Origin of the sequence: Helicobacter sp. 11S02629-2 (genome assembly GCF_002272875.1) — a bacterium.
Taxonomy (GTDB): domain Bacteria; phylum Campylobacterota; class Campylobacteria; order Campylobacterales; family Helicobacteraceae; genus Helicobacter_I.
Window position 1 is genome coordinate 25,240 of sequence record NZ_MLAN01000009.1, and the last position, 20,222, is coordinate 45,461.

The 20,222-nt window shown below is 35.9% G+C and carries 17 protein-coding genes; 7 read left to right on the plus strand and 10 right to left on the minus strand.

The window, feature by feature from the left end:
* Positions 1-2 precede the first annotated feature (2 nt).
* The 3 genes from folE to BKH40_RS06345 are packed head-to-tail and all read right to left on the minus strand — an operon-like array spanning position 3 to position 2,820.
* Positions 3-560 carry a GTP cyclohydrolase I FolE gene (gene folE / locus BKH40_RS06335; protein WP_095277922.1) on the minus strand — a complete coding sequence of 186 codons (558 nt, stop codon included), beginning with the start codon at positions 558-560 and terminating at the stop codon, positions 3-5.
* Between the two features lie 32 nt (positions 561-592).
* On the minus strand, positions 593-1,879 hold the full coding sequence (murA, locus tag BKH40_RS06340; protein WP_095277924.1) for a UDP-N-acetylglucosamine 1-carboxyvinyltransferase: 1,287 nt from the start codon (positions 1,877-1,879) through the stop codon (positions 593-595).
* On the minus strand, positions 1,879-2,820 hold the full coding sequence (locus BKH40_RS06345) for a hypothetical protein (protein ID WP_095277926.1): 942 nt from the start codon (positions 2,818-2,820) through the stop codon (positions 1,879-1,881). The genes murA and BKH40_RS06345 overlap by 1 nt, the downstream gene beginning before the upstream one ends.
* 68 nt (positions 2,821-2,888) lie before the next feature.
* On the opposite strand from BKH40_RS06345, the gene coaBC reads away from it, so the two are divergent.
* The 3 genes from coaBC (at position 2,889) to lgt (ending at position 6,108) form a co-directional block, all read left to right on the plus strand.
* On the plus strand, positions 2,889-4,277 hold the full coding sequence (coaBC, locus tag BKH40_RS06350) for a bifunctional phosphopantothenoylcysteine decarboxylase/phosphopantothenate--cysteine ligase CoaBC (protein WP_095277927.1): 1,389 nt from the start codon (positions 2,889-2,891) through the stop codon (positions 4,275-4,277).
* Positions 4,274-5,053, plus strand: a complete 780-nt coding sequence (locus tag BKH40_RS06355) for a hypothetical protein (protein ID WP_095277929.1) — start codon at positions 4,274-4,276, stop codon at positions 5,051-5,053. The genes coaBC and BKH40_RS06355 overlap by 4 nt, the downstream gene beginning before the upstream one ends.
* A 119-nt stretch (positions 5,054-5,172) precedes the next feature.
* Complete coding sequence (gene lgt / locus BKH40_RS06360; protein ID WP_095277930.1) at positions 5,173-6,108, plus strand: prolipoprotein diacylglyceryl transferase; 936 nt, start codon at positions 5,173-5,175, stop codon at positions 6,106-6,108.
* Between the two features lie 282 nt (positions 6,109-6,390).
* On the opposite strand, the gene cysS is transcribed toward lgt, so the two are convergent.
* From cysS to BKH40_RS06375, 3 genes are all read right to left on the minus strand, one after another.
* Positions 6,391-7,803 carry a cysteine--tRNA ligase gene (cysS, locus tag BKH40_RS06365; RefSeq protein ID WP_095277932.1) on the minus strand — a complete coding sequence of 471 codons (1,413 nt, stop codon included), beginning with the start codon at positions 7,801-7,803 and terminating at the stop codon, positions 6,391-6,393.
* Between the two features lie 11 nt (positions 7,804-7,814).
* The gene (murJ, locus tag BKH40_RS06370; protein WP_095277934.1) at positions 7,815-9,260 is read right to left on the minus strand and encodes a murein biosynthesis integral membrane protein MurJ; all 1,446 of its coding nucleotides are present in this window, start codon (positions 9,258-9,260) and stop codon (positions 7,815-7,817) included.
* A 65-nt stretch (positions 9,261-9,325) separates the two neighbouring features.
* Positions 9,326-10,363, minus strand: coding sequence for a Cj0069 family protein (locus tag BKH40_RS06375; protein WP_095277935.1), 1,038 nt, complete (start codon positions 10,361-10,363; stop codon positions 9,326-9,328).
* 185 nt (positions 10,364-10,548) lie between these two features.
* On the opposite strand from BKH40_RS06375, the gene BKH40_RS06380 reads away from it, so the two are divergent.
* On the plus strand, positions 10,549-12,351 hold the full coding sequence (locus BKH40_RS06380; RefSeq protein WP_095277937.1) for a hypothetical protein: 1,803 nt from the start codon (positions 10,549-10,551) through the stop codon (positions 12,349-12,351).
* A 65-nt stretch (positions 12,352-12,416) separates the two neighbouring features.
* Positions 12,417-12,788: a hypothetical protein gene (locus BKH40_RS06385; protein ID WP_095277939.1), complete on the plus strand. Its 372-nt coding sequence runs from the start codon at positions 12,417-12,419 to the stop codon at positions 12,786-12,788.
* Positions 12,789-13,153: 365 nt separating this feature from the next.
* Here the strand turns inward: BKH40_RS06385 and acnB are convergent, their stop codons facing one another.
* Positions 13,154-15,712 carry a bifunctional aconitate hydratase 2/2-methylisocitrate dehydratase gene (gene acnB, locus BKH40_RS06390; RefSeq protein WP_095277941.1) on the minus strand — a complete coding sequence of 853 codons (2,559 nt, stop codon included), beginning with the start codon at positions 15,710-15,712 and terminating at the stop codon, positions 13,154-13,156.
* Positions 15,713-15,847: 135 nt separating this feature from the next.
* On the opposite strand from acnB, the gene cysK reads away from it, so the two are divergent.
* Complete coding sequence (gene cysK / locus BKH40_RS06395) at positions 15,848-16,768, plus strand: cysteine synthase A (protein ID WP_095277942.1); 921 nt, start codon at positions 15,848-15,850, stop codon at positions 16,766-16,768.
* A 114-nt stretch (positions 16,769-16,882) separates the two neighbouring features.
* Here cysK and miaA read toward each other — a convergent pair whose 3' ends face one another.
* The 3 genes from miaA to fliW all read right to left on the minus strand — a co-directional run bounded on the left by miaA (position 16,883) and on the right by fliW (position 19,206).
* On the minus strand, positions 16,883-17,770 hold the full coding sequence (miaA, locus tag BKH40_RS06400) for a tRNA (adenosine(37)-N6)-dimethylallyltransferase MiaA (protein WP_095277944.1): 888 nt from the start codon (positions 17,768-17,770) through the stop codon (positions 16,883-16,885).
* 9 nt (positions 17,771-17,779) lie between these two features.
* Positions 17,780-18,601, minus strand: coding sequence for a pyrroline-5-carboxylate reductase (locus BKH40_RS06405; protein ID WP_095277946.1), 822 nt, complete (start codon positions 18,599-18,601; stop codon positions 17,780-17,782).
* A gap of 209 nt (positions 18,602-18,810) precedes the next feature.
* Positions 18,811-19,206: a flagellar assembly protein FliW gene (fliW, locus tag BKH40_RS06410; RefSeq protein ID WP_095277948.1), complete on the minus strand. Its 396-nt coding sequence runs from the start codon at positions 19,204-19,206 to the stop codon at positions 18,811-18,813.
* A 389-nt stretch (positions 19,207-19,595) separates the two neighbouring features.
* Between fliW and bamD the strand changes: the two genes are divergently transcribed.
* Positions 19,596-20,216, plus strand: a complete 621-nt coding sequence (gene bamD, locus BKH40_RS06415; protein ID WP_095277983.1) for an outer membrane protein assembly factor BamD — start codon at positions 19,596-19,598, stop codon at positions 20,214-20,216.
* Positions 20,217-20,222: the final 6 nt, after the last annotated feature.

The following is a 20,222-nucleotide window of genomic DNA, read 5'->3' on the forward strand; positions in this document are numbered from 1 at the left end:
TCCTAGCCTTTTATAAAGTCTAAAAACTCAGCCCTAGTTTTAGAATCCTTTTTAAAAAGCCCACGAAGGGCTGAGGTTAAAACACTTGCACTTTTAGATTCTACCCCTCTCATCTCCATACACATATGGCGTGCCTTACAAACTACCATAATGCCTTTTGGCTTTACTATATCAGCTATGGTATCTGCGATTTGTGTAGTTAAGCGCTCTTGAATCTGCAAACGCCTTGCATAAATTTCAACTAACCTAGCTAGAGATGAGATGCCAACTAGCCTATCACTAGGTATGTAGCCAATTGATATATGTCCAAAAAAAGGAAGCAAATGATGCTCACACATAGAGTAAAACTCTATATCTTTAACGATTACCATCTCATCACACTCAGTTACAAAAGTAGTGCTAAGAATCTTATGAGGATCCTCGCCATAGCCACTATAAAGGGTCTTCATGGAATCTAAAAAACGCATATTTGTATCTTTTAGTCCTTCCCTTGTGCCATCTTCGCCAATGGCACTAAAAAAATCTTTAAAAAAGACTTTGCTGCTTTCTTCTATGTCCATTTACATCCCTTTGCTTTTAGCATATAAAAACTTTAAGCTTGCTCTTTAAGTCTTTTTATATCAGCCCCTAAACTTCTTAGCTTGCTTTCTAAGTCTTCATAGCCCCTATCAAGATGATAGATTCTATGTATATCTGAAGTGCCTTTAGCAACTAAAGCACTTAAAACTAAAGCACTACTAGCACGTAAATCTGTAGCCATAACATCAGTGCCAAAAAGAGGAGTTTTACCAGTGACTTGAGCTACATTGCCATTCATAGATATATTAGCCCCTAAGCGTTGAAGCTCATTAACATGCATAAAGCGGTTTTCAAAAAGTGTCTCACGTATAACCGAAGTGCCTTCACACTGCGTAGCTAGTGCCATAAACTGTGCTTGCATATCAGTTGGGAATCCGGGGAACTCGCTAGTTGTGATATTAAAAGCTTTCATATTTTTAGCTTTTAAAAGCTTCATAGTACAAACCCTATCATCATCACAAGAGTAGTTTATATCAAAGCCTATCTCTTGAAGTTTTACAGTGATGGCTTCCATGTGAGATTCTATAACGTTATGCAGTGTGATAGGAGAGTTAGTTATAGCCCCTGCACAAAGGTAAGTGCCCGCTTCTATCCTATCAGGTATGACTGCACTTTCTTTTAAGCTTAAAAGGCTTCCTTCACTTCCAGTTATGCTTATCTCATCAGTGCCTATGCCTTCTATCTCAAGCCCTGCATCACTTAGAATCTGACAAAGCTGCACGACTTCAGGCTCCTTGCAAGCATTAACTATCTTAGTTTTGCCGTGTGCTAAAGCTGCTGCCATGATGATATTTTCACTGCCTGTAACTGTCTTTTTATCAAAGACTATAACAGCACCTTTAAGTCCATGCGGGGCTTTGGCTAAGATATAGCCTGATTTGATATCTATCTCTGCACCCATAGCACTAAGGGCTTTTAAGTGCATATCAACGGGTCTTGCACCTATAGCACAGCCTCCAGGAAGACTAACTTCACAATGGTGGAATCTTGAAAGAAGAGGACCTAGCACAAGTATAGAAGCCCTCATCTTTCTTACTATGTCATAGACTGCTTTGGTGTTATTAACACTACTTGTATCAAGTAAAACTTCATTTTTATCTAAGCGGGAGATACTAGCACCAAGGTTTTCTAAAAGCTTTATAAAAGTATTTATATCTGCGACATGGGGGACATTAGTTAACTTAAAAGGGGTTTTTGAAAGTAAAGACATAGCAAGCAAAGGAAGGCTTGCGTTTTTAGCCCCTGATATATTAATCTCGCCATGAAGGGGCTTTCCCCCAACTATTTGTAAATAATCCATTATGCGGTAACTCTCCTTTGTATAAACATGAAAACTAAACTACTTATAACATAAAGTACAACAAAAATAATGCTTAACATACCAAGTGCTAAGATCTCATCATAAAAGTAAAAAGCAAGTATAACTATGACTAGATACAAAAAGCTTAAAAAGATAGAGCTACTTAGCAAAAAGCCTATCCTTAAAAAGGCTTTTATGCCAAGACAAAGCGGGTAGATGAAAACAGCTAGGAGAAATAAGAGATTTAAATCATAAACTTTTACAAGCAAGTAGACTAAAAAGAAAAGTATAAAGCCCATAAAGTAAGCCCCACCTTTATTAAGCACTACCTTTAAGCCAAAGATATTAAAGACCATAAAGCCAAGTATGGCACCTATTAAGACTGAACTAAACAAAAAGCCATAAGTAAAGCCTAAAAAGAAGCAAAGCAAGAAGATAACAACGCTTAAGAAGAGAGAAAATACTGCTAGCTTACTGTTGCCATGTTTTGTCTCTACAAAGCCAGCAAAGCCTTTTAAGGTGATAAAAAGCATGACAAAGGCTGCTATGTTGCTATAGATGTTACCTATAAAATCTTCAGTTATATAGCTTATAAAAACTATAAAGTAGATAGAGGCTAAAAAGCGAAGTATGGGGCCTTTTATCCCGGATAAAAGGTTAGAAAAAAGTAGCACAAAACTTATAGCATAGATATGGACACTCACTGCTGTGTAGTTGACGTTTTTATACTCTAAAGGAAAGATAGTAGTAGTTAAAAGCATAAAAAAGATGTTCCATCCACCTATGATAAGAAGGCCATTATCCATAAAAATATTTAATCTTTTAAATAGGCTATAGCTTATTTGGAGGCAGATTAAAACCATAATGAAAGTAAAACACACAACTATGCCAATTATTAGCAAGATGAAGTTTTCATAACTTAAGTTGTGGAGGTAGTCCATTTAACACCTTTGATGATTTTTAGTAATAAAGATTCTATAATCTTATACACGAGATTAAAAGGAATTGTATGCTAAAAGGTAAAAATGTGCTAATTTTTGTAAGTGGAAGCATAGCTGCTTACAAGATTTTGGATGTGATAAGTGCTCTAAGAAAAGAAAAAGCAAACATAAAAGTGGTGGCATCAAAGGCAGCTTTACGTTTTGTGACGCCTTTAAGTTTTGAAGCATTAAGCAATACTAAGCTTTTAAGCGATGAAAGTGAAGACTGGAGTGATAAGATAAATGGGCTTAATCATATATCTTTTGCAAAGTGGGCAAACATAGCCCTTTTTGCCCCACTAAGTGCTAATAGTCTTAATAAGCTAGCTTATGGCATAGCTGATAATGTCTACTTAAGCACAGCCATTGCTTTACGCACTATCCCTAAGCTTATAGCCCCAAGTGCTAATAACTTCATGCTAGAAGCCCCACAAAGCCTAAACTCACTTAAGATTCTAAAAAGCTATGGCTATGAAGTCATAGAGCCAGAGCTAAAAATGCTAGCTTGTGGGGATGAGGGCAAAGGTGCTTTAGCAAGTGTAGATGAGATAGTCTTTAGAGTTAAAAGAAGCCTACTTCAAACTAGTTTTTGGAAGGATAAAGAAGTAGTTATAACTGGTGGAGGAAGCATAGAAAAGATTGATGATATAAGATGTATAAGTAACTTTTCAAGTGGTCTTCAAGCTAGCTATCTAGCACTAGCACTTTACTTTCTAGGGGCAAAAGTTACACTTATATCTTCAAAGTTCCCTCTAAGCCTACCTACTGGAGTAAAGATACATGAAGTAGCAAGCTCAAAAGAGTATAAAGAAAGGCTTGATATGACACTAGATTCTATATCTCAAGGCTATCTTTTTATGGCAGCTGCTATTAGTGATTATGTCCCAAAAGCAAAACTTGGCAAGATAAAAAAGACTGATAGTCCAAACAGTCTAGACCTAAAACTTGACTTAAACACAGACATCTTAAAGTCCATAACTAAGGCAAATATCATAAAAGTTGGCTTTAAGGCTGAGCATGAAAACTCTAGTAGTGAAAAAGACGCCTTACAAAGTGCACTTTCTTTAATGAAAGAAAAGGGCTGCAAATATGTCTGTTTAAACTTACTTGATGAAAAAAGTTTTTCAAGTAATAAAGATAATAATCAAATGATACTTTTAAGCACAAATAAAAGGCAGGTTAAAACTGATAGATTAAGCAAGCTTGAAATTAGCTTTGAAATAGCTAGATTCATAGAAGAAGAGGAATTTTTATATAGCAAAAAACCTAGTGCAGAATCTAACTTAGCACACAAAGTAGAATCTAATTTAGAAACCAAACTAGATTCTAAAACTGAATCTAAAACAAAACTAAGCAATAAAGCCAGACTTGAACAAAAAGCCATGCAAGTTAAAAGAGCCCTTTCTTCAAAGCCATGATCCCTCAAACTAATGCCACTTTCAACACCAGCACAGTAAGCCTCCTTAACGCACTTAGTAAGCTAAGCCCTAAGGAGCTAAACACAACCCTTCCAACGCTTTTAAAAATCCTATCACAAACTAGTAGCAACTCCTATCAAGTCCAACTTGGAAAGCTTATACTAGAAACTAAAAGCGATGTCCCTTTAGAGCTTGGAAAAACCTACTGGGCTAATGTATCTCAAAATAAACTAGGTGGGCTAAATATAACTAATCTAATAGCCCAGCCAAAGACCCTAGAAACCCTAGCTAACTTTGCTTTAAAGCTTGATTCTAAAAGCTTAGAATCGCTTTTCAAAGATGCTAAACAAAGTGATAAAACTATAGAATCTAGCTATAAAGACTTGCTTTTAGATAAGCTTCCTTTAGTCGCTAATAAGCAAGAGTTTTTAGAACTAGCCCAGATGCTTTTAGGGCTGCAAAAAGGAGTTATAAGTCTAGTGGTTAGAGATGAAGAAAAAGACTCTCTTTTACAGATAAAAAGGCAAAAAGTAAGGCTTGACTTTTACGCTCTTTTTCCTAGCCTTGGGGAGATAGATGGCATGGTTTATATGGAATCTAAAAAAGACTTAAGCCTTAGTATGAATGTCATGAGTAAGAAAATAAAAAGCTTTTTAGAATCTAAGCTAGATTCTTTAAAAGGCTTTTCTAAGATAGATATTAATGTAAAGCAAGCTAGCATGCTTTATGACCTAAGCCCAAAGTCTAATCTAAAAATGCTAGATATAAAAATCTAATCTAATTGGCTTTATAACTCTTAAAGCAGCAAGATAGAAGTCTTTAAGATGGACTATGTTTAATTTTATTACAACTAAGCCTCTATAATACACACAGTTTTTACCCCTAAGGATGTCTTTTGAACGCATGGAATGAAATTTATACGCATTTTAACCCTATAGCTTTTGAGATAGCTGGCTTTAAAGTTTACTGGTATGGTATGGCTTATGTTGTAGCTTTACTTGGTGCACTTTTTATAGCTAAACGTTTTATTAAAACTAACCCTCGCTTTGCAAGTGTAACTAGTGCTATGATAGATAGCTACTTTGTTTATGCTGAACTTGGCGTTATCTTGGGTGCTAGATTTGGCTATGTTTTTATTTATGATCCTAACTCAATGTACTATCTAACCCATCCTTGGCAGGCACTTAATCCTTTTATGGATGGCCATTTTGTGGGTATAGCTGGGATGAGTTATCATGGTGGGGTTATAGGCTTTATTATAGGTAGTCTTCTTTTTGCCTATGTAAAAAAAATCAACATCTTTATCTATCTTGACTTAGTAGCCCTCTCTTTACCGCTAGCTTATGTTTTTGGACGCATTGGCAACTTTTTAAATAAAGAGCTTTTTGGACGTCCTATAGTAGATGCACACTTAAAGTTTATAGGAATCTATGTAGATGGCTATCTTCGCTATCCTAGCCAGCTTATAGAGGCTTTTTTAGAAGGCATAGTGGTCTTTTTCATAGTGCTTTTTGTATCTAAAAAGATAAGGTTTAATGGCGCTCTTATAACGATTTATGGTATGGCTTATAGCTTTATGAGATTTATGGCTGAGTTTACTAGAGAGCCTGATATCCAGCTTGGCTTTTATGGAGACTTTACTATGGGGCAGATTCTTTCAGTCATCATGTTTATCATAAGTGCTATAGTTTTTATACTTTGCTTAAAGTGGGATGCCAAAAAAAGAGTGCTTCAAACTTCTAAAGAAAAACTGAGTGCTAAAAAAGTAGACACAAAGACTAGTCTAAACTCTATGAAACGCAAGCTAAAATCCACTAAAGATAAAAAGTAATAAATCTATAACTTTATAGAATCTAAAAATATATAATTGCTAGTTTTTGGCTTTTAGCCCTTCTTTGCAGTAAAAATGCAGAGATTGCCAAATCATTTTAAGCATCTTTTAGTATCAAGATTGCTTTTCCAACCTTGTGCTTCTTATGTGAGGGATGGAGGATAAGAAAGATATCTAATGTTAGTAGAAGGAAAATAAAAAAAGAGACAAATAAAAGGAGAAAAATAAAAGGGCATTCCTAAAATGCCCCTAAAACGTAATAAAAAGATAAGAAGTTATAAGCTAGCTTATAACTTCCCACTCACTTATGCCACCTGGTTTATCCATAACATTAATATTTTTAGCTTTTAAAGTATCTCTTATCTCATCACTTAGTGCGTAGTTTTTACTAGCCTTAGCCTCAAGTCTTTTAGCAACTAAAGCATCTATCTCTTTTTTATCTTCTTCACTAACTCCTAGCTGGAAGTACTTAGCAGTAGGAAGCAGTCCTATGCCTAAGATGTCTTGTAAAAGGTCTATGTTACTAGCAGCCTTACTTAAAGCTTCTTTATCTTTTGGATTCTTATCTAGTGCGTCATTAAGCCTAGCAAGCATCTCTTCATAGATACTTAAGGCTAAAGAGATATTTAAGTCATCAGTTAGGGCATTTAAAAAAGCACTTTCAAACTCAGTATCTTTTTTACGCTCTAGCTCAGATGTAAAGTTAATTCGCTTTTTAAGCCTATAAAGCCTATCAAGACGCTTTTTACTAGCCAGCAAATCAAGCTCGTTAAAACTTAAAGATGCCCTATAATGCGTACCTAAAAGATAGTTCCGCAAAATCTCACCTTCATAGCTTTTTAAAGCATCTTTTATAAAAAAGCTATTACCCAAACTTTTACTCATCTTCTCGCCATCTACTGTTACAAAGCCATTATGCATCCAGTACTTTGAAAGCTCCTTACCACACTCACACCTTGTCTCACTAGCCTCATTTTCATGATGTGGAAAGAAAAGATCAGCCCCACCGCCATGTATGTCTATACAGTAAGCTTCATCTTTATAAGCAAGTATAGAATCTATCATAACACTACACTCTATATGCCAGCCCGGACGCCCCTTACCAAGGATGCTTTCATAGCCTACATCACCCTCCCCCTTATATGCCTTCCATAGTATAAAGTCGCGTTTATCTCTCTTTTGGCTTTCCTCAGCTATACGACTTATAGAATCACTATCTTGATAGTGATGGCTTAAACTTCCATACTTGCTATCTTTGTTAACATCTAAATAGATATCACCATTTGAGATCTTATAAGCAAAACCCTTATCTAGCAAAGTCTTTATAAACTCGCCCATCTCTTCTATAAACTCAGTAGCCTTAGGCTCTATATCTGCCCTTTTTACCCCTAAAGCTTCCATATCTTCTAAGTATCTTTTAGTGTAGTAGCTTGCAAGCTCTGCTACGCTTTTCCCACTTTGCAAAGACTTATTAATAAGCTTATCATCTATATCTGTAAAGTTTTTGGCAAAAGTTAGCTTATAGCCAAGGCGTCTTAAAAGGCGTGCTAAGATGTCAAAACTTAAAGCACTTCTTGCGTGTCCTAAGTGTGCGTCATCATAAACGGTAGGACCACAGACATACATCCTTACCTCGCCCTCTCTTATAGGCTTAAACTCTACTTTTTCCTTACTGCTTGAGTCAAATATAAACATTAGGTTTCCTTTTAAGTAATGCTGAACTTCAGCTTAAATAGATAAATAACTATAAATTCAATAACTAATAAAACTAACAATAATACTAGCCTTTTGTAATCTAACAAGGAGATAAACTTTTTAACTCCAAAGAAATAAATAGTCATAAAAAAGAGGGCAAATCCCCCAAGTGAGCCCGCTAAAGCTAGTCCAAAAACACTAAAGTGCCACATAAGTATAAGAGAAAAAGCAAGTCCTATAAGTAAGGATATAGCTGAGATCTTAGCACTTAAGGCTTGCTTTTTTTGAGAGTAAAGCCAAAGTGAAAAAATGCGACTTAGTCCAAATGGTAAAAGCCCTATAAGATAGCCTATAAAAACTAAGCCTACTTCTAGCGTTGAGCTTCTTGTAAAGTGACCTCTTTCATATAAAAGCCAAATTATCTCATTACTCAGCATGATGCCCCCAAGCACACAAAAAGAAAGCATATAAAGCAAGAAAGTAAAGGCTTTTTTTAATAAAGCTAGGGCTTTTTTCTCTTCATTGTTTTTTAAAGCCCTAGCTATCATTGGGAAAAGTGCAGAAGATATGGCTATGGCAAAAAGGGCTAGGGGGAGTTGGAAGATTCTATTAGCATAGCTTAGCATGCTAACTCCTCCAACTACTGGGAGAAAAGTAACTAATATAGTATCTATCATGCTAGTTATTTGAGCAGTTGAGCTTCCTAGCATGGCAGGGAAGAAGCCACCAAAAAAGTGTTTTATGTCTTCTTTTAGTATGGCTAAATTTCTTTTAGACTTTTTGTCTTTTTTTAGATTCCAGATAAAAAGGCTTTTAAAGCCAGTTAGCTGAAGTCTTAAGATATGAGAGTAATAAAGTGGATAAAAGTGTAATATCACTTGTGCCACCCCGCCAATGACCACGCTATAACTTAGTATATAAACTATATCTAGCAAGTCTTTATGGCGGGAAAAAAATAGAGCTAAGATCATAGCTATATTTAAAAGGGCAGTATTATAAGCATTTACCCAAAAGATATTTTTATACTGCAAAAGCGTACTAAAGTAGGTCACAAAGAAAATAAAGATTAGATACCAAAAATTAATCGCAACTATAGGGGTTGCAAGCTTTATAATATCTTCACTATAGCCAAGCCCTAAGATTCGTGTCACATAGGGACTAAAAAGCATGATAAGTAAGCTTAAGATTATTAAAAAGATTCCAAAGATAGAAGCTATAGTCACACTAAAAGCACCTTTTTTTCTAGAGTGCAAGAAGTAAGGAAGAAAGCTTTGTGTAAAAGCCCCTTCTGCAAAAACGCGTCTAAAGACATTAGGAAACTTAAAGGCTAGAAAAAAGATATCACTATAGATACTAGTCCCTAGCACATAAGCCTGCATAGCATCGCGTAAAAAGCCAAAGATACGAGAGGTTAAGATCCCACTTATATTTATTAAAAAAGCAGTTCTAAGTAGCACTAAGAGCCTTAAGTTGAAATTTATATCAACTTAGATTCTACAGTCATTTTGTGCTTTTTTAAAAGCTACTTTTTAGCACGGTTAATTATGGCTATTATCTCATCTGCGACTTTTGGTGCCAACTCTAGCTGTGAAGTAAAGCCAACACAAGAGCAGTTTATCTCACCTAAGACATACTTATCTTTGCCATCTTTATCAGTATCTAATATAAAGTCAGCAGTCCATATAAGAGGCAAGTCGTAATTACCAAGTTTTTGTTTTATCATAGGGATTTCAGAAAGAAAAGTATCTACTAGTCCTTTCCATAAACTTGGGTCATCATACCTATACTTTGCCCCACTAAAAAGAGTGGCTGAGAAGTTATCACCACCACTAGCTGGCTTTTTGTGAACTACATTTACTGGTTTGTCATAAAGCATTAAAAGTCTTATCTCGCCTTCTACTATACGAGGTAAAAAGGTCATATCTACTAGCATGCCATTTTCCCCAGTGATATATTGATGACAAAAGTCCATGAACTCACCTAGCTTTCTTATCTCAGTGTGATTATCTTTAGCTTCAGTGCACTTTATCTCAGTATCTAGTGGTAAAGAATCTACTGGCTTAGTTAGAGGGTGTAGTAGCTGCACACGCCAGATTCCCTCTCCTGTTGAGCCTCGGTTTTGTTTTAGCACCCTTTGCCCTTTTGCTAAAGTCTTAGGAAAGTTTGCTTTAAAAGATTCCATATCATAGTAGGCATAGGTATCTTTTGGAACTAATGGAGTGTCATTTAAGTGAACTAGTGCATCTTTTGCTCCATAGCCTATCATGGCATCAGGATGAGGCATAGGCACGATTCCATCTTTACAAAGCTTCCTTAGCATGTCAAAGTACTCATTTTCTTCTTTTAGATTCCCCGGGTTGATACGAGAAACATAGGCTATGGCGTTATTTTTTACATAGTTATATATCTCATCCATCTTACCTATCTCAAAAAAGATGACTTCTGCATCATAGCCCTTAGCCTTAAGTGCATTAACCATTGGCATGGTATCTGGTCTATACCCATCTTTGCCCTTATCACTACCACCTCTAACTTCAAAGAAAACTACATTTTTTTTCATATTTACACCTTGTTACTATTTTTATGTTTAAGCTTAGTACAATAATGATAAAAGTTGCATGAAATACTTACTTTCTATAGCTATATTATTTAAGAGTAAGTTTACTTTTTGTATAAATACGTATTCTTTTCACATATCTTTAACTGGTCAAGGTGACCAACAAACAACATAATAGGAGCTTTAATATGGACTTCTTCTCTAAGAAAAAACTTAGCATAATAAACTGGGAGAAGGATCTAAGTAGTTTTAGCAAAAGCACAGATATCAACCTGCAAAATTGTAACATCCACATAAGTTCTATAAGAACTTTTTTTACTAATGACATGCCAGTGCCTGCTGGATATTTTGATAGTGAGTATGAAAACTCAGATAAAGAGATATATCAAAAGTATGATGTAGAGATAACTCCTAAAGAGTATGACTTTAATGCCCTAGATGTAAGGATAGATAGAAATAACCTAGTAGCAACACTTACGTTAAAAGAAGGACTTTTTATAGATAACACTGAAGTTTACAAGATGCAGTTTATAGACTGTGTTTTAGCAAAGCTAGTAGAACAAAATGTGATTTTGCATAACTCCAAGATTCTAAAAGCAGTCCTAGTGCATATACTAAATGACTTCTCAGAAAACATAGTTTTAACTAAAGCCCTTAGCGTTGAGATACTAAAAAGCAAGGCTAGTTATAAAACTAGAGGCCTTATCAATCTTTTAGAGGAAGCTTGGGTTAAAAAAAATCACACTGAAATCATAGAAAATGCACTCTATGCTGCCAATGAAGGCGAAGAGATAGCCATCTTTTTAAAAGATGATGAAATCATTAATGGACGCAATCTAACAGGCGAGTACATAAACATGCAATCCATCTATGAAAGAGAATCTAAAGATAAAGATATCTCTTCTATAAGCCCACCAAACATAGATGAAAACATAGACAAAGAAGAAAATGATAAAAAAATAATCTATAAAGCAAAGACTAAAGGCATAGTTGACTACCAAGATAACCTTAAGATAATCTCTATAGCAACCTTTGACACAGTTAGCAATAAAACTGGAAGCATACTTGGCGGCTTAGAAAAGGGTATAGAAGTAGATGTGGAGTGTAGTGATAACTCAAAAGATGCCTTGCAAACTAACGCCATCATAGAAGCTGACGTAGTTAACATAACTGGAAATGTCGGGGAAAACACCATCATAAAAGCAAACAACCTAAACATAAAAGGTCAAACCCATCAAAGCTCTATCATATATGCAAACGAAGCCTTTATAAACATACACAAAGGAACTCTTTATGCGAAAAATGAGGCAAATGTAGAGTATCTTGAACTTGGAAGAATCTATGCACAAGATGCCAACATCTTACAACTTAATGGCGGGAAGGTCGTAGCAAAAAGAGTAGTAGTATCAAGACTAAGAAATAACTGTAATATCTACTTCTCAGAAGATGTACACTTAAAGCTAATAGATGGCGTAGAAAATAAACTAGAGTTTAACATCATGGCTAATATCGAGCTAAAGCCCCACTTTTTAGGCATACTAGCAAAAGACACCCTTTTAAAAGAACACATCAAATCACGTGTTGCTTACTGTAAGTCTTTAATACTAAAAGCTAGAAAACTAAAACCAGTTATAGAAACACTAAAACCACTAATAGCTAAAAGCAAGGCTGAGGCAACTCCACTAGATTCCGAAGTAAAAAAGATGCTTCAGTACTATGCTGCCCTTTTAAAACAAGTCCACTTGCAAAGAGACACTGCTATAAAGCTGCAAAACGATAGGATAGAAAACGCTACCCTAGCTACAGGCTTAGAAGGAGAGTTGCTGCAAGCAAAGATCACTACAGAATCTAGCTGGCGGGATAATAATGAGATAATACTTCATAGATTCTTCCCAGTAGAAGAAAAATCAAGCATACTTTTAGAAGATAGTGATATGCTTGATATCGAGCTAGATAAAGACTATAAACTTCAAAAGATAAGTCCTGAGTAGACTTTTAAACATCTAGCTTAGATTTTATATCTTGATATTTAAGACTTTAGAAAGGATGCTAAAAAGTGGAGCGAGATAACAAACCCAAAAGACGCTTTAGACTCCGCCTAAGAAAGGCAGACTTTATCATCATACCTATAGCTGCTATCATTTTTTATCTCTATCAACACTATGCTATAACAGAATCTGCTAAAAAAAATAAAGTAAAAGACACAGCGACTAAAGAAGTAAAAGAAGTAAAGGTAACTTCACCTACACCTTTAGAGACAAAGATAAAAGAAGATTCTAAAAACCCTAGTTTGCTAAAAATAAAGTGGGACAAAGCCAGTCAAGAAGAAAAACTCTCCATACTAAAAGGGCTAAAAACTAAATGTCAAGCTGGAAGCTTGCAAGCTTGTGAAGACTATAAAAGCTTGCTTTATGAAGGAGTTAACTAAGGGCGTAGTGATATCTTAAGGATATGCATTTTGAGATTTAATGCAATCTGTGTGTTATTTCATTTAATAAATGCATTTTAATCACATTTGACATAGTATAAGCAAAGCATAAAGAAGCAAGAAAACAAAGCTTCAAAGTATAAAAGATGTTATCAAACCTAGAAAGTTAAGGGGGACTTAGGCGTGCTTTTAAGATTATCACATTAAGCTAGATTCTATCTTGATATGTAAAATGCACAAACAAGGGCTAATGCTTCTTGCTAGACCTAAGCACTCACCCTTTTAAAACCATATATAAAAAAGAGAGGTCATCCCTAGCCCTGCTTTATGCAAGACTAGAGAATCTTAAGGCTGCTTTATAAAAACTATAATCTAAAATCTTCCATTAGATTAAAGTTTAGATATCTATAAATCTTATCTTTTTTACCTTCTAGTTTTTTAGCAGCTATATCCATATATTCTTCTGGCGTAGGCAAGCGACCAAGCAAGGAACAAACCGCACCTAACTCCGCACTTCCTAGATAGACTTGTGCACCTTTACCCATCCTGTTGTCAAAGTTACGAGTAGAGGTTGAAAAAACTACTGCGTTGTCTCTAACACGGGCTTGATTCCCCATGCAAAGGCTGCAGCCCGGTACTTCTATCCTAGCACCATCTGCACCAAAGATAGAGAAAAAGCCTTCTTGGCTAAGCTCTTTTTGATCCATCTTAGTAGGAGGCACTAGCCAAACCCTAGTAGGACTTGCAGGGCTTCCTTTTACTATCTCAGCAAAAGCCCTAAAATGACCAATATTAGTCATACAACTACCGATAAATACTTCATCTATCTTATGTGGTCTTTTACTATCAGCTAGTATCTCACTTAAAGTAGCAACATCATCAGGGTCATTTGGACAAGCTAGGATTGGCTCTTTTATATCAGCTATATCTATCTCTATAACTGCGGCATAACTTGCATCCTTATCCGCTTTTAAAAGTTTAGGATTAGCTATCCACTCTTCCATCCTTTTAGCTCTTCTTTTTAAGGTCTCAGCATCTTCATAGCCATCTTTTATCATACCTTCAATTAGAGTGATGTTTGATTTAAGGTATTCAATTATTGGCTCTTTATTTAAAGCGACTGTACAAGCTGCAGCACTTCTTTCAGCACTAGCATCACTTAGCTCAAAAGCTTGCTCTACTTTTATATCTTCTAAGCCTTCTATCTCTAAGATTCTGCCATTAAAGATATTTTTCTTATTTTGCTTAGGCACTGTTAAAAGCCCTTGTTTGATAGCGTAGTAAGGTATAGCGTTTACTAGATCTCTTAAAGTTATGCCCGGATTAAGCTTACCTTTAAATCTAACCAATACAGATTCTGGCATATTTAGCGGCATAGAGGCAGTAACTGCAGCAAATGCCACTAGTCCACTTCCTGCAGGGAAACTTATACCTATTGGGAATCTAGTATGAGAATCTCCACCAGTTCCTACAGTATCAGGCAAGCAGAAGCGATTAAGCCAAGAGTGTATAACTCCATCTTTTGGTCTTAAAGCAACTCCACCACGACTTGTCATGAAGTCTGGTAAAGTAGCTTGCAAGCTAACATCAGCTAGTTTTGGGTAAGCTGCTGTATGGCAAAAGCTTTGCATAACAAAGTCAGCACTAAACTTTAAGCTTGCTAACTCTTTTATCTCATCTCTAGTCATGGCGCCAGTTGTATCTTGGCTTCCTACTGTTGTAACTTTTGGCTCACAGTAAGTCCCCGGCACTACACCTTCTACTCCACAAGCAAGCCCAACCATCTTTTGTGCTAGACTAAAGCCTTTAGTAGCAGCCTTTGGAGAAGTAGCCTTTGTAAAGACGTCACTTTCTCCTAGTCCTAAAAACTTCCTAGCTCTATTAGTTAAACCTCTACCTACTATAAGTGGTATACGACCTCCTGCCCTCATCTCATCTATCATAGTGTTAGGCTCTAGGGTAAAAGTGCTTACTACTTCGCCATTTTTTAGAATCTTACCTTCATAAGGCTTTACGGTTATGATGTCATCTTCTTTAAGCTTGCTTACATCAGCGATTATCGGTAGGCAGCCACTATCTTCACAAGTTGCAAAAAAGATAGGCGCTATAACACCACCTATAACGATACCACCACCTTTTTTATTAGGTATATAAGGTATCTCTTCTCCAAAGTGCCACATGATAGAGTTAGCTGCTGACTTTCTAGAGCTTCCAGTCCCTACAACATCACCAACATAAGCTACTTTATAGCCTTTAGACTTGATATCAGCTAGTCTTTTTTCATAGTTTGGCACTCTGTTTTTAAGCATGGCTTTTGCGTGAAGTGGTATATCACTTCTTGTAAAGGCATCGCTTGCTGGGCTTAAGTCATCAGTATTAGTCTCACCATCAATCTTTAATACTATGAAATTCATCTCATCATCAAGCTTTTTGCGGTTTAAAAACCACTCAGCATCAGCCCAAGACTTTATGACATCTTTGGCTAGAGGGTTAGTCTCACTTAGCTTTGCTATATCTTCAAAGGCGTTATGAACAAGTAAAGTGTGTTTTAAAGAATCTGCCGCGATACTTGCTACTTTTGCATCTTTATTAGACAAAGCTTCTATAAGGTAAGGAACGTTATAGCCTCCTAGCATGGTGCCAAGATACTTAACTGCTTCTTCCTTACTTACAAACTCACAAGCATGCCCGCTTAGTACTTGCCCAAAAAACTCAGCTTTTAGCTTAGCGCTATCATCAACTCCCGGATTTACTCTATGTATTAAAAGCTCCTTAGCAAAGCTAGCATCTTCTTTACTACTTTTAGAATCTAGTAGTATCTTAAGCACATCTATAGTTTGCTTAACGTCTAATGCTAAAGGTGGCACTCCCTCCTTTGCCCTTTCTTCTTCCATTAACTTATAGTTCTTTATAAAATCACTCATCAATTCTCCTTATATATAGCCCTAGGTAGTTTTGGGATAAAAATCTTTAGCATTAATTACTTAAGCTAAGATTAAGGTATATTTTATCTCATTTATATAATAATCCCAAGACATACGTAGATAAAAAGGACTAAAATGAAAATAGCACAAAATGTAACAGAGCTTATAGGACACACACCTATAGTAAAGCTACAAACTTTTAGTAAGCAATATGGTGCAAACATCTTTGCAAAATGCGAGTTTATGAACCCTAATAGCTCTATCAAAGATAGGATAGCCTACGCTATGATAAAAGCTGGCATGGATAATGGCAGCATAAGACCAACTACAACCATCATAGAAGCTACTTCTGGTAACACTGGAGTTGGACTTGCAAGTGTGTGTGCAGCCCTAAGCTTAAAGCTAGTTATATGTATACCTTCATCTATGACAGTTGAAAGACGCAAGCTTATGAAAGCACTTGGTGCCACTTTAGAGTTAACTCCTCCAGAGCTTGGTATGAAAGGTGCTATAGCTAAGGCTGAAGAGCTAAACATAGCTATTAAAGATTCCATAATAGTTAATCAGTTCAGCAACAAAGCTAACCCTCAAGCCCATAGAGAAACAACCGCAGAAGAGATAATAGATGCTTTTGGAAGCACTACTTTAGACGTCTTTGTAGCAGGAGTAGGCACAGGTGGGACACTAAGTGGTGTTGGCGAAGTGCTAAAAGCACATAATGCAAACATTAAAATCTTTGCTATGGAACCAAGTCTTAGCCCAGTTCTAAGTGGAGGCACACCAAGCCCACACAAGATTCAAGGTATAGGTACTGGCTTTATCCCTGATAATCTAAACACTCACATCTATGATGGAATCTTAAAAGTAACTAATGAAGAAGCCTACAACATGGCAAGGCTTTTAGGTAAGCAAGAAGGCATCCTAGCTGGAATCTCAAGTGGAGCTAATATCCAAGCAGCCTGTATGCTAGCTAAAGACTTTCCGGGTAAAAACATACTTACTACGCTAAATGACACGGGTGAACGCTACCTTTCAACTGACCTTTTTGAAGAGTAAGACTTAGCCTTTAGCTTGCTTTTTAATTTAGCTTTTTTGATTGTGCATAAACTTTTAAGCCTATAAAAGGGCTTAGAAGATTCTAACTCTAGTCTTTTTTCACAAAATAACTTCTTACTTTTTATATACTTTAAGTGCGTCTTCTATGCTAAAAGGTTTAGAATCAAACTGAGTTTTATTAAAAGTGCTTTGTCTTTTTGCAAGCTTTATAGTATTAGCACTTATAAGCGTGCATAAAGCTTGTAAGTCTAACTCTCCTTTTAGGTAAGATAAGCTTTCTTTTAGTCCTATAGTTTTAAAAGGATAGATGTTTTCGCCATATTTTTTTAACAAAAACTCTGCCTCATAAACTAGCCCTCTTTCTATCATGTCTTTAGTCCTAGCCCTTATCTTTTCTTTTAGTGCCTCTCTTTCTACACTCATAGTAAAGGTGTGGACTTTGTGCTTAAACTTTTTAGGAGGATGTTTCTTAAAGTACTCACTTGGTGTAAGGCGAGAGTGGATGTAAAGCTCTAAGGCTTTATTAACCCTATAAGTATCTTGCGGACTTATCGTTTGCATATAGGCATAATCTAGCTTGCTTAAAAGCTTGTATTTATACTCTAGTGGGTAGCTTTCTAGGTCTTGATAAACTTTTATGGAATCTTTTGTTGGTTTAGGGGATGGACTAAGACCGCAAAGTATAGCTTTTAAAAAAAAGCTAGAACCCCCAACTATAACTAAGGGCTTATCTTGCTTTAGACTTTGCATCAAGGCTTTATCTAAAAGAGTGGCAAAAAAACCAGCGTTATTAATAGTGCTACTTGGAGGAAGCACATCTATGCCAAAGTGCCTTATGCCTTCTCTTTCTTCTAAAGTAGGCTTAGCTGAAGCTATATCAACATACTTAAACACGCTTAAAGAATCTAGTGAAAAGATATTAGCATCTAACATCTTTGCTAGCTTTATAGAAGCTTTAGTTTTGCCACTCCCACTAGGTCCAACAAGGGCTACTAACTCCATCTTTAGGCTTTAAGCGTTACTTCTTGCTATCTCTTTAGCCCTTAATACTGCCTTGATACCAGCCTTACTTACTAGACCTTGCACGCCTTTAGCTTGCAAGTATAAGTTTGCCTCAGATGTAGTGCCCGCTGGACTTGTCACCATATCAACTATCTCTCTAGGAGTGTAGTTTTCTAACATCTTAGCTACTCCTAAAAAGCTTTGAGCGACTAAAGACTTAGCATCACTTACTTGCAAGCCTTGATTGACCCCAGCGTCAATTAACCCCTGGGCGATGATAGCTAGCATAGAAGGAGTGCTGCCATTAGTAGCTATGCTTGCATCAAGCTTAGCTTCACTATCTAAAAAGACACAGTTGCCAAAGCACTCTATAAAAGCTTTTATAGTCTCTTTATACTCACACTTAGAATCTTCTATACACACACTAGAGCTAGATAGACCAAAGTTTGCCGCTACATTAGGCATAACTCTAACCAAGTTAATAGCCTTTAAGTGCTTGCTTAAGGTTGCAAAGTTTATGCCAGCTAGTAGACTATAAACGATATTAGCCTTGCCTTTAAACTTAAACACATCTAGATTATAAGGCTTGCAAGCAAGCAGCACATCACAGCCTGTGATATCTGCCTCATAAGTAGTCTCATATAAGATTTCAAGCTTACTAGAAGTTTTATTGCTACTTTCTAAAAGCTTAGATTCCACCCATGGCCTTAACTTTTGCGGATCTCTACCCACTACTCTTATCAGCCTAAAACTACTTTTTTCACTTTTAAAGATTCCACTTAAAACTGCCTTTGCCATGTTGCCATAGCCTATAACTACTAATGTATCCATGCTTAGCCTTTTTGTATTTTATAAGTTTTAAATATGGCATATTTTTATTAAGTTTTATATTAAAGACTAAAACACAAGGGGAATGCAAAAAAAAGTAAAGATAAAAAAGTACAGACAAGAGAAAGTGTAAGAGGGCATATTAAAAACATAAAGCGTAGTCATAAGATGCATACTACTAGATGAAAGCTAGTAGTTGTGTAAAGTTTTTATTACTTCTCATCTTTTGGGTAGTAAGCAGATATAGGCTCTGCTAACTGATAGTTTGGATACCTAAAGCTATCAAGTACGATTTGAGCCATGGTTAGGTTGTCAAAGTTAAAAACTAGTGGGGCTAAAAAGTTTATAGTTGAGTTTTCTATAGGGTTTTGTATAACCATGATGTTAGCGGTTAGGATATTTTTACTATGTTCTAAATCAAGTAAGATCTTAGTAGAAGCTGGCACTTCAAACTCATACTCTCTAAGCATAAAAGGATTTACTAAAGTGAATATCGGAGAAGAATCTTCTGCATTAGTCAAGCGCATAAAAACATCATCTATCTTTTCTAATTTCATCTTATTGACACTTTCGAAGCCTAAAACTGGCGACTTAACTTCAAAAACCATTTACACTTCTCCATTTAGGAACGATTGATTAGCAACTACCCTAGAAATATCTTATGCTGCATTTAAGACTTAAAGCATGAAGCCTTTTTAAAAGCACTGCTTTAATCACTATCTTGTCATTATAACACAAATATAAATTTATAGCCCATTCAAGCCTAAAAAGCTAGCTTTACTCACTTTACTCACTAAGAATCTATATAAGCTACTTAAAGAAGGTTAAGTTAAATTTTTAAGAAAGTCATTTGCTATAATTTAGAATTATTTTTCAAGAACTGGAGTCCTTTTTGTCAACTACTCTTAAACCTATAAAAGCTTACGTAGAATCAAACGTGCCTAATAGCCTAAAAGCTAAAAGTAAACTACTTAGACTACTACCTCCTAAAACGCTAATCTTTGCACTTGGCTTTTTCTTTATAGCCTGTGCTAGCAAGACTAATACTACTTTTAACCAACCTGCGACTTATTGGTACTCGGGTATCTTTAAAAACATCAGGGTAGGAGACTTAGAAAGTGCTGATAACAACTTTACTTCCTTGCAAAGTGAGCATATAAACTCTCCCTTACTCCCAGAAGCTATGCTAGCTTTAGGACAAGCTCATATGTATAATAGCGAGTATCTACTATCAGATTTTTACTTTAATGAGTACACAAAACGCTATGGGAATCCAAACAACTTTGACTACATAGCCTTTTTAAAACTAAAAGCTAGATATCTTTCAATAAAAACTTCTGCTAAAGACCAAGCCTTTATGACTGATACTTTATCCTTAGTGCAAGACTTTTTTGATAGATATCCTAATAGTAGATATACACCTTATGTTCAAGAGATAGAGATACAGTTTACACTAGGGACTAATGAGCTTAATAAAGCCATAGCCCGCGTTTATAAAAAAGCAAAAAAACCAAAAGCGGTAGCTATTTATGATGAAAGGATAGATGATGTGCTTAATAAAGAAGCCCACGCTAAACCTTCAAAGATTCCTTGGTATAAATGGATATTAAACTGGTAAAAGGAT